This window comes from Streptomyces alboniger, from assembly GCF_008704395.1.
Classification (GTDB): domain Bacteria; phylum Actinomycetota; class Actinomycetes; order Streptomycetales; family Streptomycetaceae; genus Streptomyces; species Streptomyces alboniger.
Genome location: NZ_CP023695.1, coordinates 1,580,230 through 1,599,005 on the forward strand (window position 1 = coordinate 1,580,230; position 18,776 = coordinate 1,599,005).

The window sequence follows — 18,776 nt, forward strand, 5'->3', positions numbered from 1 at the left end:
TAGGACTCGCTCTTTCGCGTTAACAAGATGTTGACGTGCGAGCAATAAGCGCAAAACTCCAGGTCAACGCCGGGGCGGCGAGGCGTCACCCCGATGCGGCCGTGACGCGTACGGCGAAGCCGTTGAGTACGGCGTTCCCGGAGAGCGGGTCGAGGAGGGTGCCGTCGAGGAGTTGGTTGACGTTGGCGCCGGGCTCCTGGGAGGCGACACCGAGCCGCGTGCCGGGCCGGTCGTGGCCCCAGCCGTGCGGCAGGCTCACCACGCCGGGGCGCACGGTGTCCGTGACCTCCACGCGTACGTCGATCTCCCCTCCGTCGGCGGCCACGCGCGCGTGGCCGCCGTCCGCGAGACCGAGGCGGGCCGCGTCGCCGGGGTGGACGTGCAGGGTGCAGCGGTTGGAGCCGCCGACGAGGGCGGGGACGTTGTGCATCCAGCTGTTGTTGGAACGCAGGTGGCGGCGGCCGACCAGGACCAGCTCGCGCGGCGCCGCGTCCAGGGCGCGGGCGAGCCGCGGCAGGTCGGCGGCGATCGGGGCGGGCAGCAGTTCGACCCGTCCACTGCGGGTCTTCAGGACCTCCCCGATGCGGGGGCGGAGCGGGCCGAGGTCGATGCCGTGCGGGTGGGCGAGGAGGCGCTCCAGGGTGAGGCCTTCGGGGCGTACGCCGAAGCCGTCGCCGTAGGGGCCGAGGCGCAGCATCATGTCGAGCCGCCGCTCGGGCCCGTCGTCGCCGGTGAGCTGCCCGGCGAGGTCCTTCGGGTCGCGGCCGTGGACCGGGGAGTGCGGGTCGGTGACGGCCTTGCCGAGGACGGTGTCGACGACCATCGTGTCGACGGTGGCCGGATCGGCGCCGTGCATGCCGCCGGCGGCGAGCACGAACCGGGCGAGGATCTCGGTCTCCGGCAGCCGCCCCTCCTCCAGGGGGACGGGGGCGCGGGTGTAGCGGACCTGGTTGCGCACGGCGAGCGCGTTGAAGGCGAAGTCGAAGTGGGCGCTCCGGCTTGGCGGGGGCGGCGGCAGGACGACGTGGGCGTGGCGTGAGGTCTCGTTCAGATACGGGTCCACGCTCACCATGAAGTCGAGGGAGCCGAGGGCCTTGTCGAGGCGGTCGCCGTCGGGCGCGGACAGGACGGGGTTGGTGGCGATGGCGATGAGGGCGCGGATCGCTCCCTCCCCCGGGGTGTCGATCTCCTCGGCGAGCACGGCCAGCGGCAGCTCCCCCTTGGCCTCGGGGCGCCGGCTGACACGGCTGTGCCAGCGGGCGAGCGTGAATCCCTTGCCGGGAGCCGCGGGCCGGGGCGCGCGGGCGGTGGCGGCGAGCGGGAAGAGGGCGCCGCCGGGCCGGTCGAGATTGCCGGTCAGGATGTTGAGTACGTCGACGAGCCAGTTGGTGACGGTGCCGAAGGCGACGGTGCTCGCGCCCATGCGGCCGTACACGGCGGCGGTGGGGGCGGCGGCGAGGTCGCGGGCCAGGGTGCGGATGGTGTCGGCGGGCACGTCGCAGGCCGCGGCGACGGCCTCGGGGGCGAACTCCCGTACGGCTCCGCGGAGTTCACCGAAGCCCTCGACCTGCCCTTCGAGCGCGCCGAGGTCCGTCAGCTTCTCGTCGAAGAGGACCTGGACGAGTGCGGCGAGCAGCAGGGCGTCCGTGCCGGGCCGGATCTCGAGGTGCCGGTCGGCGGCCTTGGCGGTGCGGGTGCGGCGCGGGTCGACGACGGTGAGCGTGCCGCCCCGCGCGCGCAGCGCCCTGAGCCTGCCGGGGAAGTCGGGAGCGGTGCACAGGCTCCCGTTGGAATCCAGGGGGTTGGCGCCCAGGAGCAGCAGATGGCCGGTCCGGTCGAGATCGGGCACGGCGATCGCGTACGGGTCACCGAAGAGGAGGCCGCTCGACACGTGCTTGGGCATCTGGTCGACCGTGGTGGCGGTGAAGAGGTTGCGGGTGCGCAGGGCGCGCAGCAGCAGGGGCGGGTAGAGGCCGCCGGCCACGGTGTGGACGTTCGGATTGCCGAGGACGACGCCGACCGCGTCCGGCCCGTGCCGCTCGATCAGTGGCCGCAGCCCGGCGGCCACGGAGTCGAACGCCTCGTCCCACCCGGCCTCTTGGAGCCGTCCGTCCTTGCGGACGAGCGGCCCCCGAAGCCGGTCGGGGTCGGCGTCCGCCTCTGTGAAGGCGGCGCCCTTGGGGCAGATGAACCCCCGGCTGAACACGTCCTCCCGGTCCCCGCGCGCCCCGGTCACCCGGGCGCCTTCGACGGTGAGCGTGAGCCCGCAGGTGGCTTCGCAGAGGGGGCAGATACGCAGGGCGGTGCGGGGCATGGGCCCTCCCGGGCGGGGACGGGGGTGCGTGCGGGCCCAGCATACCGACCGGTATGCATCTGGCCAGCCCCCGCCGGGCGGGGCTGCCGTGCGCCTCGCTCCGGTTGCCCGCGGGTGCGCCGTGGTTGCCCGCGCCGCATTCCGACCACTTGCGGGCGCGTCGTGGTTGCTCGCGCCGTTCCCCGCGCCCCTGGGGCGCTGGTCTCGGCCCCCGCCCAGAGGTGTGCGTCAGTCCAGCGACCGCGCGAAGTACGCGTGCAGCAAGGTCCGCGCCTCCTCCACGAGGTCCGCGTCGCCCGACGGTCGCCCCCGGAAGGCCAGTTGCAGTACCGCGTCGACCGCTTCGACCGCGACCAGCACGGTCCGGCGCAGCCGGTCGTCCAGGGGGCGGTCGAGGTGGTGCGCGAGGAGGGCCGCCACACGCTCCGCCACCCGTACGTTCGCGTCCGGCATCGCCTCCGGGGCCGAGGGGACGCCGAAGTCGACCAGGCCGAATCCGGGTACGGTGCGCTTCATCTCCAGGTACTCGTCGAAGGCCGCGTCGACCGCGCCACGCCAGTCGCCGCGTTCGACGCCGGCCACCCGCGCGGCCACGCGCTCCGCGTACGCGTCGAGATTGCGGTGGGCGAGGGCGTCCGCGAGGGCCCGCTTGTTGCCGAAGAAGCGGTAGACCGAGCCGATCGGGACGCCCGCGCGGTGCGCGACGGCGCGGGTCGTCAGCCCTTCGTAGCCGACCTCGTCCAGGACGTCGGCGCAGGCGTCGAGGATCCGGGTCAGGCGCTCGGCGCTGCGCTCCTGCACGGGCACGCGGCGCAGGGAGGCCGGGGGCCGCGGTTCCTCGGGCGGGTTCCGGTGGGACATCCCGGGAGAGTAGAGCATCGCCCCGGCCCGGAAGGAGAGCGCTCCCTCTTGCGGAAGGAAAACGGGAATCCTACGGTGTTCCATAGGAATCAGGTGCGAGGGAGCGATCATGAGCGGGGACCACGTGAACGACGCAAGCCGTGCGGGCCGGGGCGACGTACGCGAGACGGCCGAGAAGCTGAGCTACCTCTCCGGCTTCGGTAACGAACACAGCTCCGAGGCGGTGCCCGGCGCACTGCCGCACGGCCGCAATTCGCCACAGCGCGCCCCCCTCGGGCTCTACGCCGAGCAGCTGAGCGGCTCGGCCTTCACCGAGCCCCGCGCGCACAACCGCCGCTCGTGGCTCTACCGCATCCGCCCCTCGGCCGCACACCCGCGGTTCACGCGCGTCGACAACGGCACGCTGCGCACGGCCCCCTTCACCGAGTCGGTGCCCGATCCGAACCGGCTGCGCTGGAACCCCCTCCCGGACCCCGCGCCCGGCACGGACTTCCTGGCGGGCCTGTGGACGCTGGGCGGCAACGGCGACGCGACGCAGCGCACCGGCATGGGCATCCACCTCTACCACGCCAACTCCTCGATGACGGACCGGGTGTTCAGCGACGCGGACGGCGAGCTGCTGATCGTCCCCGAGCGCGGCGGCCTGCTGCTGCGCACCGAGTTCGGGCTGCTGCGCGCCGAGCCGGGCGAGGTCGCCCTGATCCCGCGCGGCGTCCGCTTCCGCGTGGAGCTGCTGGAGGCCGCCTCGGACAGCGGGCAGGGCCCGACCGCGCGCGGATACGTCTGCGAGAACTACGGCGCCCCCTTCCAGCTCCCCGACCTCGGCCCGATCGGCGCCAACGGCCTGGCGAACGCACGGGACTTCAGGGCGCCCGTGGCGGCGTACGAGGAGGTGGAGGGCCCGGTGGAGGTGGTGAACAAGTTCTGCGGCAACCTCTGGCGCGCCACCTACGACCACTCCCCCCTCGATGTCGTCGCCTGGCACGGCAACCATGTCCCGTACGTCTACGACCTGCGCCGCTTCAACGTGATCGGCTCGATCAGCTACGACCACCCGGACCCGTCGATCTTCACCGTGCTCACCTCGCCGTCGGACACCCCGGGCCTCGCGGGTGTCGACTTCGTGGTCTTCGCGCCGCGCTGGCTGGTGGGCGAGGACACCTTCCGGCCGCCGTACTTCCACCGGAACGTGATGAGCGAGTACATGGGCCTGATCGAAGGCGCGTACGACGCGAAGGCGGAAGGCTTCGTGCCGGGCGGTGGCTCGCTGCACAACATGATGTCCGCGCACGGCCCCGACCGCGACACGTTCGACAAGGCGTCGGCGGCCGAGCTGAGGCCACAGAAGATCGACGACGGCCTTGCCTTCATGTTCGAGACGCGGTGGCCGGTGACGGCGACGGAACAGGCGGCTCGGGCGTCGCACCTCCAGCGCGGTTACGACGACGTATGGCAGGGTCTGGAGCGCCACTTCCGTAACTGATCAAAGCACGACTGATTCGGAGAGACCGTGACCGCTTTTGCCCCGGACTCGATCGTCCTGAATCGGAAGTTGCCGCTCTGGTATCAGGTGTCGCAGTCCCTGCGCGCCTCGATACTCGGCCGCACCCCCGAGGCCCCGCTCCGACTGCCCACCGAGGAGCAGTTGGCGGGGCACTACGGAGTGAGTGTGCTGACCATGCGGCAGGCGCTCAAGGAGCTGGAGGACGAGGGGCTGATCACCCGCCATCGCAGGCGCGGCACGTTCATCGAACCGAGCGCCCGGCGCGGCGCGCCCGTCCGCCTGCTCGGCTCGGTCGACGCGATCGTGGCCCAGCAGTCGGGCATGATCACAAAACTGCTCGACCACGACACGGCTCCCCCGCCCGCCGAACTCGCCCCGTACTTCCCGGACTCGGTGGAGGTGGCGACGTACCACCGGCTGCGCAGCGACGAGAAGACGGGCGAACCGACCAACCACGCCCGCAATTTCGTCCGCCCCGACCTGGCCGCCCGCATCGACCTGGACGATCTGGTGCGCTGGCCGATGACGAAGGTGCTCCGCGATGTGGTGGGGGTGCGCATCAGCCGCATCACGGACACCGTGGAAGCCACGCTCGCCGACCCGGAGACCGCGCGCCTCCTCCAAGTGCCACTGCTCAGCCCGATCCTGCACTACACCGGCGTCACCTACGACGAGGACGGCCGCGCCCTGGACGTGGTCCGCATCCACTACCGCGGCGACCGCTTCTCCTTCTCGGTCACGCTCGAAGCGACGTGACGCCCGCCACCGGGTCCGTCGTACGATGCCGGGCGTGACGCACGACGAAGCGCCGCTGCTCGCGGACCTCATGCCGTGGTCCGTCGCACCGCTCCGGCCGGGCCGCGGGTGGCCGATGGGACCGGACGCCGCATCGTTGAAGGCCCGCTGGGCGGCCTTCCTCCGCGCGGACGACGCGGCCCGCGAGGCCCTCTTCCGCCCGACCCGCTCCCGCACCCTGCACTCGGCCGTCGCCCAACTCCCGGGCCACCCCTGCGGAACGGGCCGCCTGGTCAGGGAGGCGGGCCCCTGCCCCGAGCCCGTGCGCGTCGCCCACGGCCCCTTCGACGAGCAATGGCTGATCCCCGACCACCGCCTCCTGGACGTGGCCCGTCCCGAGCTGTGGCGGGTCGCCGGCGAGGGCCAGCTCTTCGTCGTCGAACAGGGCTACGTGCCCGGTGCCGCGGGGCCCGTGGTCCTCGCGTCGGCCGCGCTGCCGGACGGGCACTCACCGGCCGGGCGGCCCGGCCGCGTCAGACCGCTGTTCCGCCGCCCCGGGGGCCGGGAACCCAACGTGGCGCCCGGCCTGCTCGGGCACCTGTCGGGGCTGCTCGGCGAGGAGGTCACGGCGCGGACGCTGCTCGCCTGGGTGTTCGCCACGGGGTCCGGTTCGGCGGCGGGCTGCCGCGTGCCGCTCACGGCGGACGCCGGGCTCTGGGCGCGGGGCGTGGCCCTCGGGCGGGGACTGCTGCGGCTTCACCTGCGCGGCGACGGCGAGCGCCCGAAGCTGCCCGGGGGGCGCAGACCGTATGTCCGCGCGCCGCTGCCCGCGCGCCCCCGCTCACTGTCGTACGAGGCCGGGGAACAGGTCCTGCGGGTCGGCGAGGAGGGGGTCATCTCGCCGGTACCGAAGGAGGCATGGGAGTTCGAGGTGAGCGGGGTGCGGGTGCTGGAGCGGTGGTTCGGGCAGCGCGCGGGCGACCCGGAGACGGAGCCGGGGACGCTGGAGGCGATCCGGCCCGCGGCATGGCCGCAGGCCTGGACGTCCGAACTCCTCGAACTGATCACGATCATCGCGCTGATCGCGGAACTCGCTCCGAGGCAGCGTGAGTTGCGGGACGCGCTCGACGAGTCGATCACCGGGGACGAATTGCGGCGGGCGGGCGTCCTGCCCGTGCCCGACGGCGCACGGCGGCCGGCATCCGTCCTCGATCACCACGAGGAGGGGCCGGAGGGGCAGTTCGCGCTGCTCTAAGGCCGGCTCACGGGTCGGCACCGGTCATGGGGGTGGGTGTGGGCGTGCATGACAAGGTTGTCATCGGGGGACGCGGGGAGGGGTCTAACGGGTGGGTGGGAAAGACCCGCCGCGGAGCGGCGGCTCAGTCCCGGGGACCACCCGTGGTCAGCGACCGCCGAAGAGCGATCGCCGCAGCCTGCGCAGCGGCGCGAAGAGCGAGACATGCCTCACTCGGGCACCCCTGCTGCTGCGGGCGCGCGTGGTGTCACGTGAGGTGAGCTCACGCATCAGCAGCGTCGCCTCGTGCGACTCGCGCTGCGGGACGGCGGGGCCGCCCAGCACCGAGAGATGACGATCGAGACGCGAGCTGCTCGCGCTGCTCCCACAAGTGATCGCAGGGACACGCGCCCTGCTGCGCACCGTTATCTGTTCCATGTCACTCCCCACCCGTACGAGGGCACCCGGCCCAGGGCAGGTTAACCCTATCGCCCCGCGGTGACACACGTGTATCCCGGGCGCAGGATTCACCTCCCCCACAAGGGGGTTGACGACTACTCTCCGAATATGAGTGATTCCAGGGCGAGTTGGACATACACCCCCTGAGGCCTGCGCGGGCGGCGGCCCCGCCAGGGCTCACGTGGGCTATCTCACGTGCCGCCATCCGCATTCCCGTTCGTACGGGCAACCGCCTCCCCCTTCCTACGGGGGGTTGCTACTTTTGTGGAGAATCGCACCGCTGCGAATGGGGGGGCGCCCGTGAGCCGGTCAGAGCGTGTGATCGCCGGGCGGTACCGCCTTCTGGCGCCGCTCGGCGAGGGCGGGATGGGCACCGTGTGGCGGGCCAGGGACGATGTGCTCGGGCGCGAGGTCGCCGTCAAGGAGGTGCGCGCGCCCGCCGGCCTCCCGGCGAGCGAGGTGGACCGGCTGTACGCCCGTCTTGAGCGGGAGGCCTGGGCGGCCGCCCGCATCCCGCACCGCAATGTGGTCACGGTCTATGACGTGGCGACGGACGAGGGGCGTCCCTGGATCGTCATGGAGCTGGTGCGGGGGCTCTCCCTGGCCGAGGTCCTCGACGCGGAGGGGACCCTGCCCCCGCAGCGCGTCGCCCGCATCGGCGCCGAGGTGCTCGCGGCCCTGCGCGCCGCCCATGACGCCGGTGTCCTGCACCGCGACGTCAAACCCGGCAACGTACTGATCGCCAACGACGGCCGGGTCGTCCTCACCGACTTCGGCATCGCCATGGTCGAGGGCACCTCCGCACTGACGATGACCGGGGAGGTCGTCGGGTCGCCAGAATTCCTCGCTCCGGAGCGGGCGTTGGGCAACCACCCCGGACCCGCGTCCGATCTGTGGTCGCTCGGCGTGCTGCTCTACGCGGCCGTGGAGGGAAGTTCGCCGTTCCGCCAGGACACCCCGCTGAGCACGCTGCGCGCGGTGGTGGACGAGGAACTGCCGCCCGCCCGCAACGCCGGGCCGCTCACCTCGGTCATCGAGGGGCTGCTGCGCAAGGATCCGGACGAGCGGATGCCCGCCGCCGACGCCGAGCGCGACCTGCGGCTCATCATCTCGGGCGGCAGGCCGCTCGGCGGGACCCCTCTCAGCCACCAGCCGACCGTCACGGCCGGACCCGGGCCGTACGGCTCCCCGGTGCCCGCGCCTCTCCCCGCCCCCTCTCCGCAACCCGCCCGGCCCTCCCCGGACACCACGACGACCGAGCCGGACCGGCGCCGCCGCACGGCGCTCGCCCTGATCGCGGGGTTCATCGCCCTGGCACTGGCCCTGGCCGGACTCACGTACGCCTTGGTCAACCGCGACAGCGGCGGCGGGGGCAACGGCGGCGGTTCAGCGAGCCAGGACTCCCCCGCTGTGACGGGCGGCGGGGACGGGGCCGACCGGACGGCGGGGGGCTCGGGCGGCGGGTCCGGCGACGGCGGTTCGCGGAGGGACTCCCCGGACGACGGCGGCGAGGGTGACGACGGGGGCAGGTCCAAGGGCGGTGGCGGCGGCAGCGGCGGAGGCGGAGGCGGGGCCAACGGCGGTACGACCGCTCCGCCCGCCCAGACCGTGAAGGTCCACGTCTCCGGCGCCCACACCGAGTACGAGGGCTCCTGTCCGCCGACGGCGGGCCAAGCGCCGTCGTTCACCGCGACGTTCACGGTCGGGCGCGTGCCGGCCGACGTCCAGTACCGGTGGGTCACCGCATCGGGCGAGCCGGGCGACCCGGGGTGGAAGACGCTGTCGTTCCCCTCCGGAGGCGGCAGGACGCGGCAGGCCCATCACGTCGAGGCGGCGTACGGGCCGGGCAACGGCACGGTCACGAACTCGATGAGCGTGCAGGTGCGCGACCCCGTGGACGTGACGTCCAACGCGGTGGCGTACTCGGTCACGTGCGTGCAGGAGACCCCGACGGGCGGGGCCTCCTACTCGCCGAACGCGTTCGCCCAGCAAGCGGTGGTCAGGCCGCCGAGGTGAACACGGGGAGGTAGCCACCGGACTGTCCGGAGGCCGTGGGGTGGTAGGACTCGCCGATGTTGAGCCAGTTCACGCTGTGCAGCCACGCGCTGCCCGAGCAGATCTCGTGGCCGGCGAAGGTGCGCGTGACGTCGCCGAAGGCGAAGCCGTGGTCGGCGGCGCGCTTGGCGGTCGCCGTGTTGAGGTAGTCGGCCGCGTCGTTGATCGCGGACCGCTCGCGCTCGGAGAGGCCGGCCGTGCACGAACCGCCCAGCTTGTAGAAGCGGGGGTAGCCGAGCACCACCACGCGGGCGGAGGGGGCCTTCGTCTTGATGGCGGAGTAGACCTTGTCGAGGTTGCCGGGGAGAGTCGAGTCCACGTACGAGCGCGCCTGGGCGATGCGGGAGAGGCAGCTGCTCTCGGACTGGAGCACACAGGTCGTCATGACGTCGGAGAAGCCGGCGTCGTTGCCTCCGACGGAGACGGAGACGAGACCGGTGCCGGAGCCGAGCGGGCCCAGCTGGTTCGCCAGAACATCACCCGTACGAGCGCCCGCACAAGCCGTGAAGTTGAAGCTCGAGGGTGAATGCGCGGCCGCCCAGAGGGCGGGGTAGGCGCGGGTGCTGCGCTTGCAGGAGCCGCTCCCGCTGTCGTAGGCACCGGCGCCGACACCCGACGAATAGGAGTCGCCGAGCGCCACATAGCCGGTGGCCTTTGCCGACTGGTCCGCTTGTGCCGCTGTGGCCCCGGTGAGAGCGAAGGCGATGGAGAGGAGGAGCGAGGACATGTATGCCGTGGTTCGGGACAATCTCATGGAACCTCCCTTAGCAGGGTTTCCGCCTTGTCCGTGGTAGCACGCACCCCCGCCTGTCGATAGTGTCCATGTCAACAAATTCTTCAACGATTCCCCTCCGCGCACGCCGAGTTCACCCGCGTCTCAGCGGTCTGACGGGGAACATCTGCGCGGATTCTCGGCGTCTTGACGGCCCGCCGGGGACTGCGCGACATTGAAGCCCGGCATCCGGCGCGTCGGGGGGCGAAGAGTCGCGAATGCAGACCATCAGGATCAAGGCACCGCCATCAGGTACAGGGAGCGGCGCCGGGCAGGACGCCGGGCGCGAGACCGAGAACGACACCGAGCAGGGCCGCCACAAGGATCTGCTGCCGCTGCTCGTGGGCGCCGCCGTCGCCGTGGGGGCGGTCGGCGCGATGCTCGCGCTGGTCGACCTCGAATCGCCGCTGCGCGGGCCCTTCACCCTCTTCTTCCTCCTCGCCGCGCCTGGAGCGGCGATCGCCGCCGCGCTGCGGGCCCTCGCGCCGTGGGGGCGTGCCGTGGCCTCCGTGGCCGGCGCCGTCGCGGTCGACCTCCTCGTGGCGCAGGGGATGCTGGCGCTGCACATGTGGTCGGTGCGCGGTGGAATCGTCGCCGTCACCGCTCTCAGCGCGCTCACTCTTGTGGCGGCGGTGGCGGGGCGCCTGCGCCGCCGTGCGGCAAGAAGGTGGACTGCCTGACGTGACCATCACCGTGCACCGCCCCGGCGAGCTGACGGCCGCCGACCGGGCGGCGTGGACCGCCGTACAGTCCAAGGCCCACCTCCACGGCTCGCCCGAGCTGGGCAACCCCTTCCTCGCCCCGGAGTTCGCACTCGCCACGGCTCACGGACGGCGCGGGGTGCGGATCGCCGTCGTACGCGAAGGCGGCGAACCGGCCGCGTTCTTCCCCTTCCAGCGGTCCGTCACCGGCGTGGGCCGGGCCATCGGGCTCGGCGTCTCGGACTGCCAGGGCCTGGTGCACCGCCCCGGGTTCCGCTGGGACGGCCGGGAGCTGCTGCGCGCCTGCGGGCTCTTCGTATGGGAGTTCGACCATCTGGCGGGCGGGCAGGGGCCGTTCGAGACGGGGGCCACCGGCTCCTTTCCCTCCCCCGTCATCGACATCGACGAGGGATACGAGACCTATCTCGGCCAACTACGCGCGCGGTCGCCCAAGTTCACCCGCACGACACTCGCCAAGGAGCGCAGGCTCGGCCGCGACCACGGAGCGGTGCGCTACGTCCATGACGAGCGCGACCCCGAGGCCCTGGCCACCCTGATGGGCTGGAAGTCCGCGCAGTACCGCAGGACGGGGCGCAGCGACCGCTTCGCCCACCCCTGGATCACCGAGCTGGTGCGCCGGCTCTTCCACACCAGGAGCGAGTCGTTCGCCGGGATCCTCTCGGTGCTGTACGTGGCCGACGTACCGGTCGCGGCGCACTTCGGGCTGCGCGGCGAGCGGGTCCTCGCCTGCTGGTTCCCGGCCTACGACCCGGCGTTCTCGAAGTACTCGCCCGGCCTCGTGCTGCATCTGCGCATGGCCGAGGCGGCGGCCGCCGACGGCATCGCGTATCTGGATCTCGGCCGTGGCCAGAAGGAATACAAGGACTCCCTGAAGACACGCGAACTCACCGTGTCGGAGGGGTGGGTGGCACTGCGCCATCCGGTGGCGCTCGGACACAGGGCGCGACGCGCTCCGGTCAGGGCGCTGCGGAACACCGTGCTGTCCAGGCCGGAATTCTTCGAACCGGCCGACAAATTGCTCAAGCGGATGGGCAAAATCCGATCGCTGAGCAGGGATTAGAGCAGTCCGAATGTGACCGCATAGATTGCTCAAATAATGTGAAAAGCGAGGCCATCTACCAGGTCTTGCCATAGAGTCTCAGTCATCAATACCGTCATACATCCACCCGCAACGACCCATCACGTAATGCGATCTAGGGGAGGGCTCAAGATCGCGATGGTTGTCTGCGGGGCGCGGTAGGGGGGTGCCGTGCCCGGTGATCGCTCTTCAGCCGGGTCACGTGCCGCGTTATGCCAGCTCACTCGGCATGCACGGAGATCTGTTTCGGCATGCTCAAGTGAGAGCCCCCCTTTCGAACCGGATCAATTACCGGACCGCCCGGGGGCGGGCGGTCCACCGGACGAGAGGGATCACCGACTCATGTCTTCTTTTGTGCACCCGGCCACCGCCGGACAGGACCCGTTAGACGAGATCACCAGGAACTACCGTCCGATCTCCACGCACTTGGCGATCACTCCGCCGGTGAGTGTGGTGATTCCCGCGATGAACGAAGCGGAGAATCTTCCGTACGTCTTCAAGACACTTCCCGACTGGATCCACGAGGTCGTTCTCGTGGACGGGAACTCCACCGACGACACGGTGGCCGTGGCCCGCGAGCTGTGGCCGGACGTCAAGGTCGTCCGCCAGCTCGGCAAGGGCAAGGGCGACGCCCTGATCACCGGCTTCGCCGCGTGCACGGGCGACATCATCGTGATGGTCGACGCCGACGGCTCTGCCGACGGCAGCGAGATCGTCTCCTATGTCTCCGCCCTCGTCTCGGGCGCCGACTTCGCCAAGGGCTCCCGCTTCGCCAACGGCGGCGGCACGGACGACATGACGCCGATCCGCAAGCTCGGCAACCACGTCCTGTGCTCCGTCGTCAACGCCAAGTTCGGCGCCCGCTACACCGACCTCTGCTACGGCTACAACGCCTTCTGGCGGCACTGCCTCGACAAGATCGAGCTCGACTGCACCGGCTTCGAGGTCGAGACCCTGATGAACATCCGGGTGGTCAAGGCCGGGCTGAAGGTGCAGGAGATCCCGAGCCACGAGTACCTGCGGATCCACGGCGCCAGCAACCTCAGGGCCGTCCGCGACGGCATCCGCGTACTGAAGGTGATCCTCGCCGAGCGCTCCAGCCGCGGCAGGCGCGGCGACCGGCGCAAGGGCGCGCGGGGCCTCCCCTTCGGCAAGGGCCAGGGAGAGGTGTCTTGAGAACTGAGATCTCCGTTGTCATCTGTGTGTACACCGAGGACCGCTGGGAGGACATCCTGGCGGCGGTCTCCTCGGTGCGCGCGCAGTCGCGGGCGGCCCTGGAGACCCTTCTGGTGGTCGATCACAACGCCTCGCTCCTCGACCGCCTGGCCAGGGAGTACAAGGAGACCGAGGGGGTGCGGGTGCTCGCCAACGCAGGCCCCCGCGGCCTGTCGGCCGGGCGCAACACCGGCATCGCGGCCTCGCGCGGCTCCGTCATCGCCTTCCTCGACGACGACGCCGTCGCCGAGCGGGACTGGCTGCGCCACTTCGCCGAGGCGTTCGAGGACCCGCGGGTCCTCGCAGTCGGCGGGCGCACCGAGCCGCTGTGGGAGTCCGGGCGGCGGCCCGTCTGGTTCCCCGAGGAGTTCGACTGGGTCGTCGGCTGTACGTACAAGGGGCACCCGGAGGGCCGCGCGCGGGTGCGCAACGTCCTCGGCGGCAACGCCTCCTTCCGTCGCTCCGCCTTCGACGTGGCGGGCGGCTTCGCGACCGGCATCGGCCGCGACGGCGACAAGCGGCCGCTCGGCTGCGAGGAGACGGAGTTCTGCATCCGGCTCACCCGCGCCCAGCCGGACGCGGTCCTGCTGATCGACGACCGCTCGGTGATCCACCACCGGGTGCCGGCGGCGCGGGAGCGGTTCCGCTACTTCCGTACGAGGACGTACGCCGAGGGCCTGTCGAAGGCCCTGGTGTCCCGGAGCGTGGGCGCGGGCAAGGGACTTGAGTCCGAGCGGCGCTACACCACGCGCGTCCTGCCCGCCGGGGTGGGCCGTGGCCTGCGGGACGCTCTGCTCGGACGGCCCGGCGGCGCGGGCCGAGCGGGCGCCATCGTGGCGGGAGTGGCCGCAGCGGCCGGGGGGTACGTCCTCGGCAGTGTCCGTGCGCGCAGGGGAGGTACCACGTTCTCCGTCGTGGAGATCGCCGATCAGGCCGGAGACACGCATGGCACGGGCGGAACGGGTAGCACCGGCGGCACGGGCGGCGACGGGGCCGCCGCATGAGCGACAGACCCGTGCCGATCCTCATGTACCACTCGATCGCGCGGCTGCCGAGCGCGGCGACGCGCGGCCTGTCGGTGTCACCCGAGGCTTTCGCACGCCAGATGGAGGTGCTCGGCGAGCGGGGCTTCACCCCCCTCACCACCGGCCAACTCGCCGCCGTCTGGCGGTCATCGGGCGCCTCGCTGCCCGAACGCCCCGTCCTGATCACATTCGACGACGGCTACGAGGGCGTGCACCGGTACGCGCTGCCCGAGCTGGCCAGGCACGGCTTCACCTCCACCCTGTTCGTCTCCACGGGCTGGCTGCGCGGGGAGCACGACACCGGCGGCGGTCTCGACCTCATGCTCGACTGGGACCAGGTGCGCGAGCTGGCCGCCGCGGGGACGGAGATCGGGGGGCACGGCCACACCCATCTCGAACTCGATCAACTCACCGACGAAGAACTGCGGTTGGAACTGAGCCGCTGCCGTGACATCGTCGTCGGCGAGCTGGGCACCCGGCCCGTGTCCTTCGCGTATCCCTACGGTTACTCCAACCGAAGGGTGCGCGGGCGGGTGCGGGAGGCGGGCTTCGCCCAGTCGCTCGCCGTCGGCAACACCCTGGCCCGCCGCGCCCAGGGCCCGTACGCGCTGCGGCGGGTCACCGTGCGACGATCCACCGGAACCGAGGAGTTCGAGCGGCTCGTGGAGGGCCGCGCCATCGCCCGTACGTTCGCCAGGGACCATGTCCTCACCAAGGGGTACGCCATGGTCCGCAGAGCCCGACAGGTCCGCCGGAAGGCCATCAGTTCCCGTGTCTGACACGACCACCGCCCACGCCGACGTCTCCGGTTCGGACACCGGGGAGCAGCCGCCGTCCGGCAAGCCCCGCAGGACGCGCAGAATGCGCCTGCCCGGCGGGGGCGGCGGCAGCCCGTTGTTCCGCAACGCCTACGCGCTCATGCTCAACACGGGTATATCCGGTGTGCTCGGCGTCGGCTTCTGGCTGGCCGCCGCCCGGTACTACTCGGAGTCGGCGGTCGGCCAGGGCTCGGCGGCGATCGCGGCGATGAAGCTCCTCGCGGGCCTCACCGCCGTGACGCTGACCGGCGCCCTCGCGCGGTTCATCCCCATCGCGGGCCGCGCGACGGGCAAGCTCATCTTCCGTACGTACGCGGGCAGTTCGGTGGCGGTGGCGCTCGCCGCGGTGGTGTTCCTGCTCACGCTCAGCTCATGGGGGCCCTCGTACCGCTTCCTGCACGGCCCGGTGCACGGCGTCGGGTTCGTCCTCGCCGTCGTGGCCTGGTCGGTCCTGACCTTGCAGGACGGTGTCCTGACCGGGCTGCGCAACGCGCTCTGGGTGCCCGTCGGCAACACCGCCTTCTCGGTGGCGAAGCTGGGGCTGCTCATCGCGATGGCCGCCGCGATCCCCACGGCGGGGGTCTTCGTCTCCTGGGTCGCCTCCATCCTCGTCTCGGTGATCCCGCTCGGCTGGCTCGTCTTCCGGCGCCTGGTGCCGCGCCATGTGAAGGCCACCGACGGCAGGACGAAACCGCCGACGCTGCGCGAGATCGGCCGCTTCCTCGCCGGTGACTACACCGGCTCGCTCTTCTCGCTCGCCGTGGTCTATCTCGTCCCGGTGATCGTCGCCTCGCAGGTCAGCTCGGTCGACAACGCGTACTTCTACATCACCACCACCATCGGCGGCACCGTCAACCTCCTCGCCATCAACATGGGCGCCTCACTGACCGTGGAGGGCGCGCACGATCCGGCGCGGCTCGCCGCCAACACCCGGGCCGCGCTGCGCCGGATGGCGGTGATCATGCTGCCGGTCTGCGCCGTCCTCTTCCTCGCGGCGCCGCTCGTACTGCGCATGTTCGGGCAGGGATACGCGGACGCCGCCACTCCCCTGCTGCGCTGGTTCGCGGTGGGGGCGCTGCTGCGGGTCGTCATGGAGACGTACTTCGCGGTGCAGCGGGCGCAGAGCAAGACCTCCGGGATCGCCTGGCTCCAGGGCCTGCTGTGCGTACTGGTCCTCGGTCTCACGCTGATCCTGCTGCCGCGGATGGGGCTGGCCGGCGCGGGTGTCGCGGAGATCTCAAGCCTGGCGGTGATCGTCGCGATCGCGGCGCCCAAGCTGTACCGCGTGATGCGGGTGGCGCCCGGCGGCGGGCCCGCCCGGGGCGCGGCCCCCGACGGGGACCTGGCCGACCTCGGGACGCCGGACGCGCCCGCGGGGCGGGTGCGGGCGGAAACCCCCGGGGGCCGGGCCGAGGGCGCCGCGTACAAGGAGCGGCACGGGCCCGCGTGGGCGCTGCGGGAGTCCCTGGACTCGGACACCCTCCAGCTGGCCGTGCAGCTCGACTTCGAACACCAGGAGCGCAGGCCGGACGTGCGGCCCGGCCCTGGCACGCCCGCCGCCGGCACCTCCGTCCTCGGGGTGACCACGGCGAAGAGCGAGGGGGACGACATGGAGCACCGGCCCACGTGGGCGCTGAGAACCCCGGCCACCGGGCCGTCCTCGCCCCTGCCGACCACGGCGGGACCGGAGGCGGGTCCGGGAGCGGGCCCGGATGCAGGTCCGGAAGCAAGTCCGGAAACAGGTCCGGAAGCCGAGCCCCAGGACCATGCCGTCGCCGAGAGGCCGTCGGCCTCGGCCTCCGAGGCGTCCCTCGCCGAGCGGCCCCACGCCGAGGAGAGCGTGGCGAGGCGGGAGGGGCCGGGGCAGCCGCGGTCCCCCGAGCCGGACACCGATGACCCGCTCGCCGAAGCGCCGTCCGCCTTCCCGCACCCGTCCCGCCTGCGCGTCCTCGTCATGGCGCTGCTGCTGGCCGTCGCGCTCGCCCTGTACTGGGTGCCCGTCATCGGCCTCGGCGAGCGGGACCTGGACGGCATGGGCGGGCTCGGCCTGATCTCCGTGCTGCCCGCACCGACACTGCTCGGCGCCGCGCTGCTGGTCGTCGTGTTCGCCGTACTGCTCTGGATGGACCGGCCGATCAAGGGCCTCCTCCTGGTGACGCTGCTCGCCACGGTCGTGTCGCTGCACGCGCTGCCCGCGGTCATCGAGACCGAGCCGCGGTTCGCCACGGCCTGGCAGCACCTGGGCTTCATGGAGTACATCGACCGGACCGGCACCGCCGTGCCCGATCTGGACGCGCGCTGGAGCTGGCCCGGCTTCTTCGCCGCGGCCACGTTCGTCGCACAGGCGTGCGGCGTCTCGGACATGACCGAGGTGATCCGCTGGTGGCCGACGGCCATGCAACTGCTCTATCTGGCGCCGATGTTCCTGCTCGTGCGCTCGATGCGGGCGGCCTGGCGCGCCAAGTGGACGGGACTGTGGATCTTCGTACTGAGCGGCTGGGTCGGCCAGGACTACTTCTCCCCGCAGGGCTTCACGTACCTGCTCTACATCGCGTTCGTCGCCGTACTCCTGGTGTGGTTCCGCGCCCCGCGCGTGCTGTGGGCCAAGCGGCGCCCCGGTGAGAGCGAGGTCGAGCCGGCGGGCCGCGGGGAGCGCGCGGTGCTGCTCCTGGTCCTTGTCGGCCTCTTCTCGGCGACCGTGCCCGCCCATCAGCTGACGCCGTTCGTGATGCTCGGCGTCCTCGCCGTGCTCGTCCTGATCGGCCGCTCGGAGCTGCGCGGCCTGCCGATGCTGTTCGGGGTGATGGTCGTCGTGTGGCTGGGCTTCCTCGCCGAGCCGTACTGGTCGGGGCACTTCAACGAACTGTTCGGCGGGGTCGGTGGTGTCGGCGGCAACGTCTCCTCGTCGGTCTCCGGGCGCATCGAGGGAGGCAGCTCGACGCATCAGCTCGTGCTGTACGTGCGCGTGGCGATGGCCGGCGGGGTCATGGCGTTCGCCTGCTGGGGCTGGTGGCGGCGGCGCTTCTACCGGTACAGCGAGCGTTCGCTCCTCGTCCTGACCTTCGTGCCGTTCCTCGGCTTCGGCATGCAGTCGTACGGCGGTGAGATGGCCCTGCGCGTCTTCATGTTCGCGCTGCCGGGCGCGGCGCTGCTCGCCGGGCTCGCGCTGTTCCCGCGGGCGGGCCTCACCGAGAAGGAGCGGGACCGGGACCGGGTGAGCCTCGCGCCGCTGGCCGCGCTGATGGCCGGGCTGGTCCTGATGGGCGGCTTCCTGGTGGCGCGCTGGGGCAACGAGGCGTTCGAGCGGATCCGGCCCGGCGAGGTCGCGGCCATGGAGTACGTGTACGCGCACGACGAGCCGACCGTGCGGCTGCTGTGGATGAGCAACGACACGGTGAACAACGTGACGCCCGCGATGCCGTGGGGCACCCGCGACATGGAGAAGGTCGAGTACGTCCCCACGCTCGCGCCCGCCGACCCGGTCCTGGTCTCCGGCCTTGTGAAGGCGCTCAAGGACGCGGGGCCCAACTCGTATCTGATGATCAACCGCGGTCAGTCGACGTATCTCCAGCTGGACGCGGGCTATGCGAAGACGTGGGAGCCGCGGCTCATCCGCCACCTCGACGACCGCCGGGAGCTGAAGAAGGTCCTCACCAACGAGGACGCCACCCTCTACAGCCTGCGTGGACGGCCGGACGGCGCGGCGCCGAAGGCCGATCCGGGGGCGGTCGGGCCGAAGGTGACGTGGACGCCGTGGACGGTGGTGGGCGCGCTCGCCGCCGTGGCGCTCGTGCTGCTGCTCACCACGCGCGAGGTGGTGCGGGTGGCGGCGGCGCCGAGCGTGCGGCAGCAGCGGTGGCTACAGAGCAGTTTCTGGTTCTCGCTGCCGTTGCTCGCGGTGCTGTTCGCGTCGCTGATCCAGCGGTTCGTGACGCTGGCGTGAGCGTGGCCTTCGGGGGATGGCGTGAGCGTGGCTTCGAGGGG

The 18,776-nt window shown here is 71.9% G+C and carries 14 protein-coding genes; 10 read left to right on the forward strand and 4 right to left on the reverse strand.

Annotation, left to right across the window (positions count from 1 at the left end):
• Positions 1-85: 85 nt before the first annotated feature.
• Both CP975_RS06860 and CP975_RS06865 read right to left on the reverse strand, forming a co-directional pair.
• Positions 86-2,314: a molybdopterin-dependent oxidoreductase gene (locus CP975_RS06860; RefSeq protein WP_055526941.1), complete on the reverse strand. Its 2,229-nt coding sequence runs from the start codon at positions 2,312-2,314 to the stop codon at positions 86-88.
• Positions 2,315-2,542: 228 nt separating this feature from the next.
• Entirely contained in the window at positions 2,543-3,175 is a 633-nt protein-coding gene (locus tag CP975_RS06865; protein ID WP_055526947.1) for a TetR/AcrR family transcriptional regulator, read from the reverse strand.
• A gap of 109 nt (positions 3,176-3,284) precedes the next feature.
• Here CP975_RS06865 and hmgA point away from each other — a divergent pair, with 109 nt between their 5' ends.
• The 3 genes from hmgA to CP975_RS06880 are packed head-to-tail and all read left to right on the forward strand — an operon-like array spanning position 3,285 to position 6,669.
• Positions 3,285-4,658, forward strand: a complete 1,374-nt coding sequence (hmgA, locus tag CP975_RS06870; RefSeq protein ID WP_055526943.1) for a homogentisate 1,2-dioxygenase — start codon at positions 3,285-3,287, stop codon at positions 4,656-4,658.
• A gap of 27 nt (positions 4,659-4,685) precedes the next feature.
• A complete protein-coding gene (locus CP975_RS06875) occupies positions 4,686-5,435 on the forward strand; it encodes a GntR family transcriptional regulator (protein ID WP_055526945.1) in 750 nt (249 codons plus the stop codon).
• Between the two features lie 25 nt (positions 5,436-5,460).
• Complete coding sequence (locus CP975_RS06880) at positions 5,461-6,669, forward strand: type ISP restriction/modification enzyme (protein ID WP_150476669.1); 1,209 nt, start codon at positions 5,461-5,463, stop codon at positions 6,667-6,669.
• A gap of 147 nt (positions 6,670-6,816) precedes the next feature.
• Here CP975_RS06880 and CP975_RS06885 read toward each other — a convergent pair whose 3' ends face one another.
• Positions 6,817-7,086 carry a hypothetical protein gene (locus CP975_RS06885; protein WP_078593835.1) on the reverse strand — a complete coding sequence of 90 codons (270 nt, stop codon included), beginning with the start codon at positions 7,084-7,086 and terminating at the stop codon, positions 6,817-6,819.
• Between the two features lie 387 nt (positions 7,087-7,473).
• Between CP975_RS06885 and CP975_RS06890 the strand changes: the two genes are divergently transcribed.
• Positions 7,474-9,123 (forward strand): serine/threonine-protein kinase, encoded by a 1,650-nt coding sequence (locus CP975_RS06890; RefSeq protein ID WP_246201750.1) that lies wholly within the window; start codon positions 7,474-7,476, stop codon positions 9,121-9,123.
• Here CP975_RS06890 and CP975_RS06895 read toward each other — a convergent pair.
• Complete coding sequence (locus CP975_RS06895; protein ID WP_150476671.1) at positions 9,107-9,916, reverse strand: SGNH/GDSL hydrolase family protein; 810 nt, start codon at positions 9,914-9,916, stop codon at positions 9,107-9,109. The genes CP975_RS06890 and CP975_RS06895 overlap by 17 nt on opposite strands.
• A 236-nt stretch (positions 9,917-10,152) precedes the next feature.
• Here CP975_RS06895 and CP975_RS06900 point away from each other — a divergent pair, with 236 nt between their 5' ends.
• The 6 genes from CP975_RS06900 to CP975_RS06925 all read left to right on the forward strand — a co-directional run bounded on the left by CP975_RS06900 (position 10,153) and on the right by CP975_RS06925 (position 18,735).
• Complete coding sequence (locus CP975_RS06900; protein WP_246201418.1) at positions 10,153-10,614, forward strand: hypothetical protein; 462 nt, start codon at positions 10,153-10,155, stop codon at positions 10,612-10,614.
• Position 10,615: 1 nt separating this feature from the next.
• Entirely contained in the window at positions 10,616-11,716 is a 1,101-nt protein-coding gene (locus tag CP975_RS06905; RefSeq protein ID WP_055526429.1) for a GNAT family N-acetyltransferase, read from the forward strand.
• Between the two features lie 360 nt (positions 11,717-12,076).
• Entirely contained in the window at positions 12,077-12,910 is an 834-nt protein-coding gene (locus tag CP975_RS06910) for a glycosyltransferase family 2 protein (protein WP_055526432.1), read from the forward strand.
• Positions 12,907-13,953, forward strand: coding sequence for a glycosyltransferase family 2 protein (locus CP975_RS06915; RefSeq protein WP_055526434.1), 1,047 nt, complete (start codon positions 12,907-12,909; stop codon positions 13,951-13,953). The genes CP975_RS06910 and CP975_RS06915 overlap by 4 nt, the downstream gene beginning before the upstream one ends.
• The gene (locus tag CP975_RS06920; RefSeq protein WP_199782836.1) at positions 13,950-14,753 is read left to right on the forward strand and encodes a polysaccharide deacetylase family protein; all 804 of its coding nucleotides are present in this window, start codon (positions 13,950-13,952) and stop codon (positions 14,751-14,753) included. The genes CP975_RS06915 and CP975_RS06920 overlap by 4 nt, the downstream gene beginning before the upstream one ends.
• A complete protein-coding gene (locus tag CP975_RS06925; protein ID WP_055526439.1) occupies positions 14,746-18,735 on the forward strand; it encodes a lipopolysaccharide biosynthesis protein in 3,990 nt (1,329 codons plus the stop codon). Before CP975_RS06920 ends, CP975_RS06925 begins: the two co-directional genes overlap by 8 nt.
• Positions 18,736-18,776 lie beyond the last annotated feature (41 nt).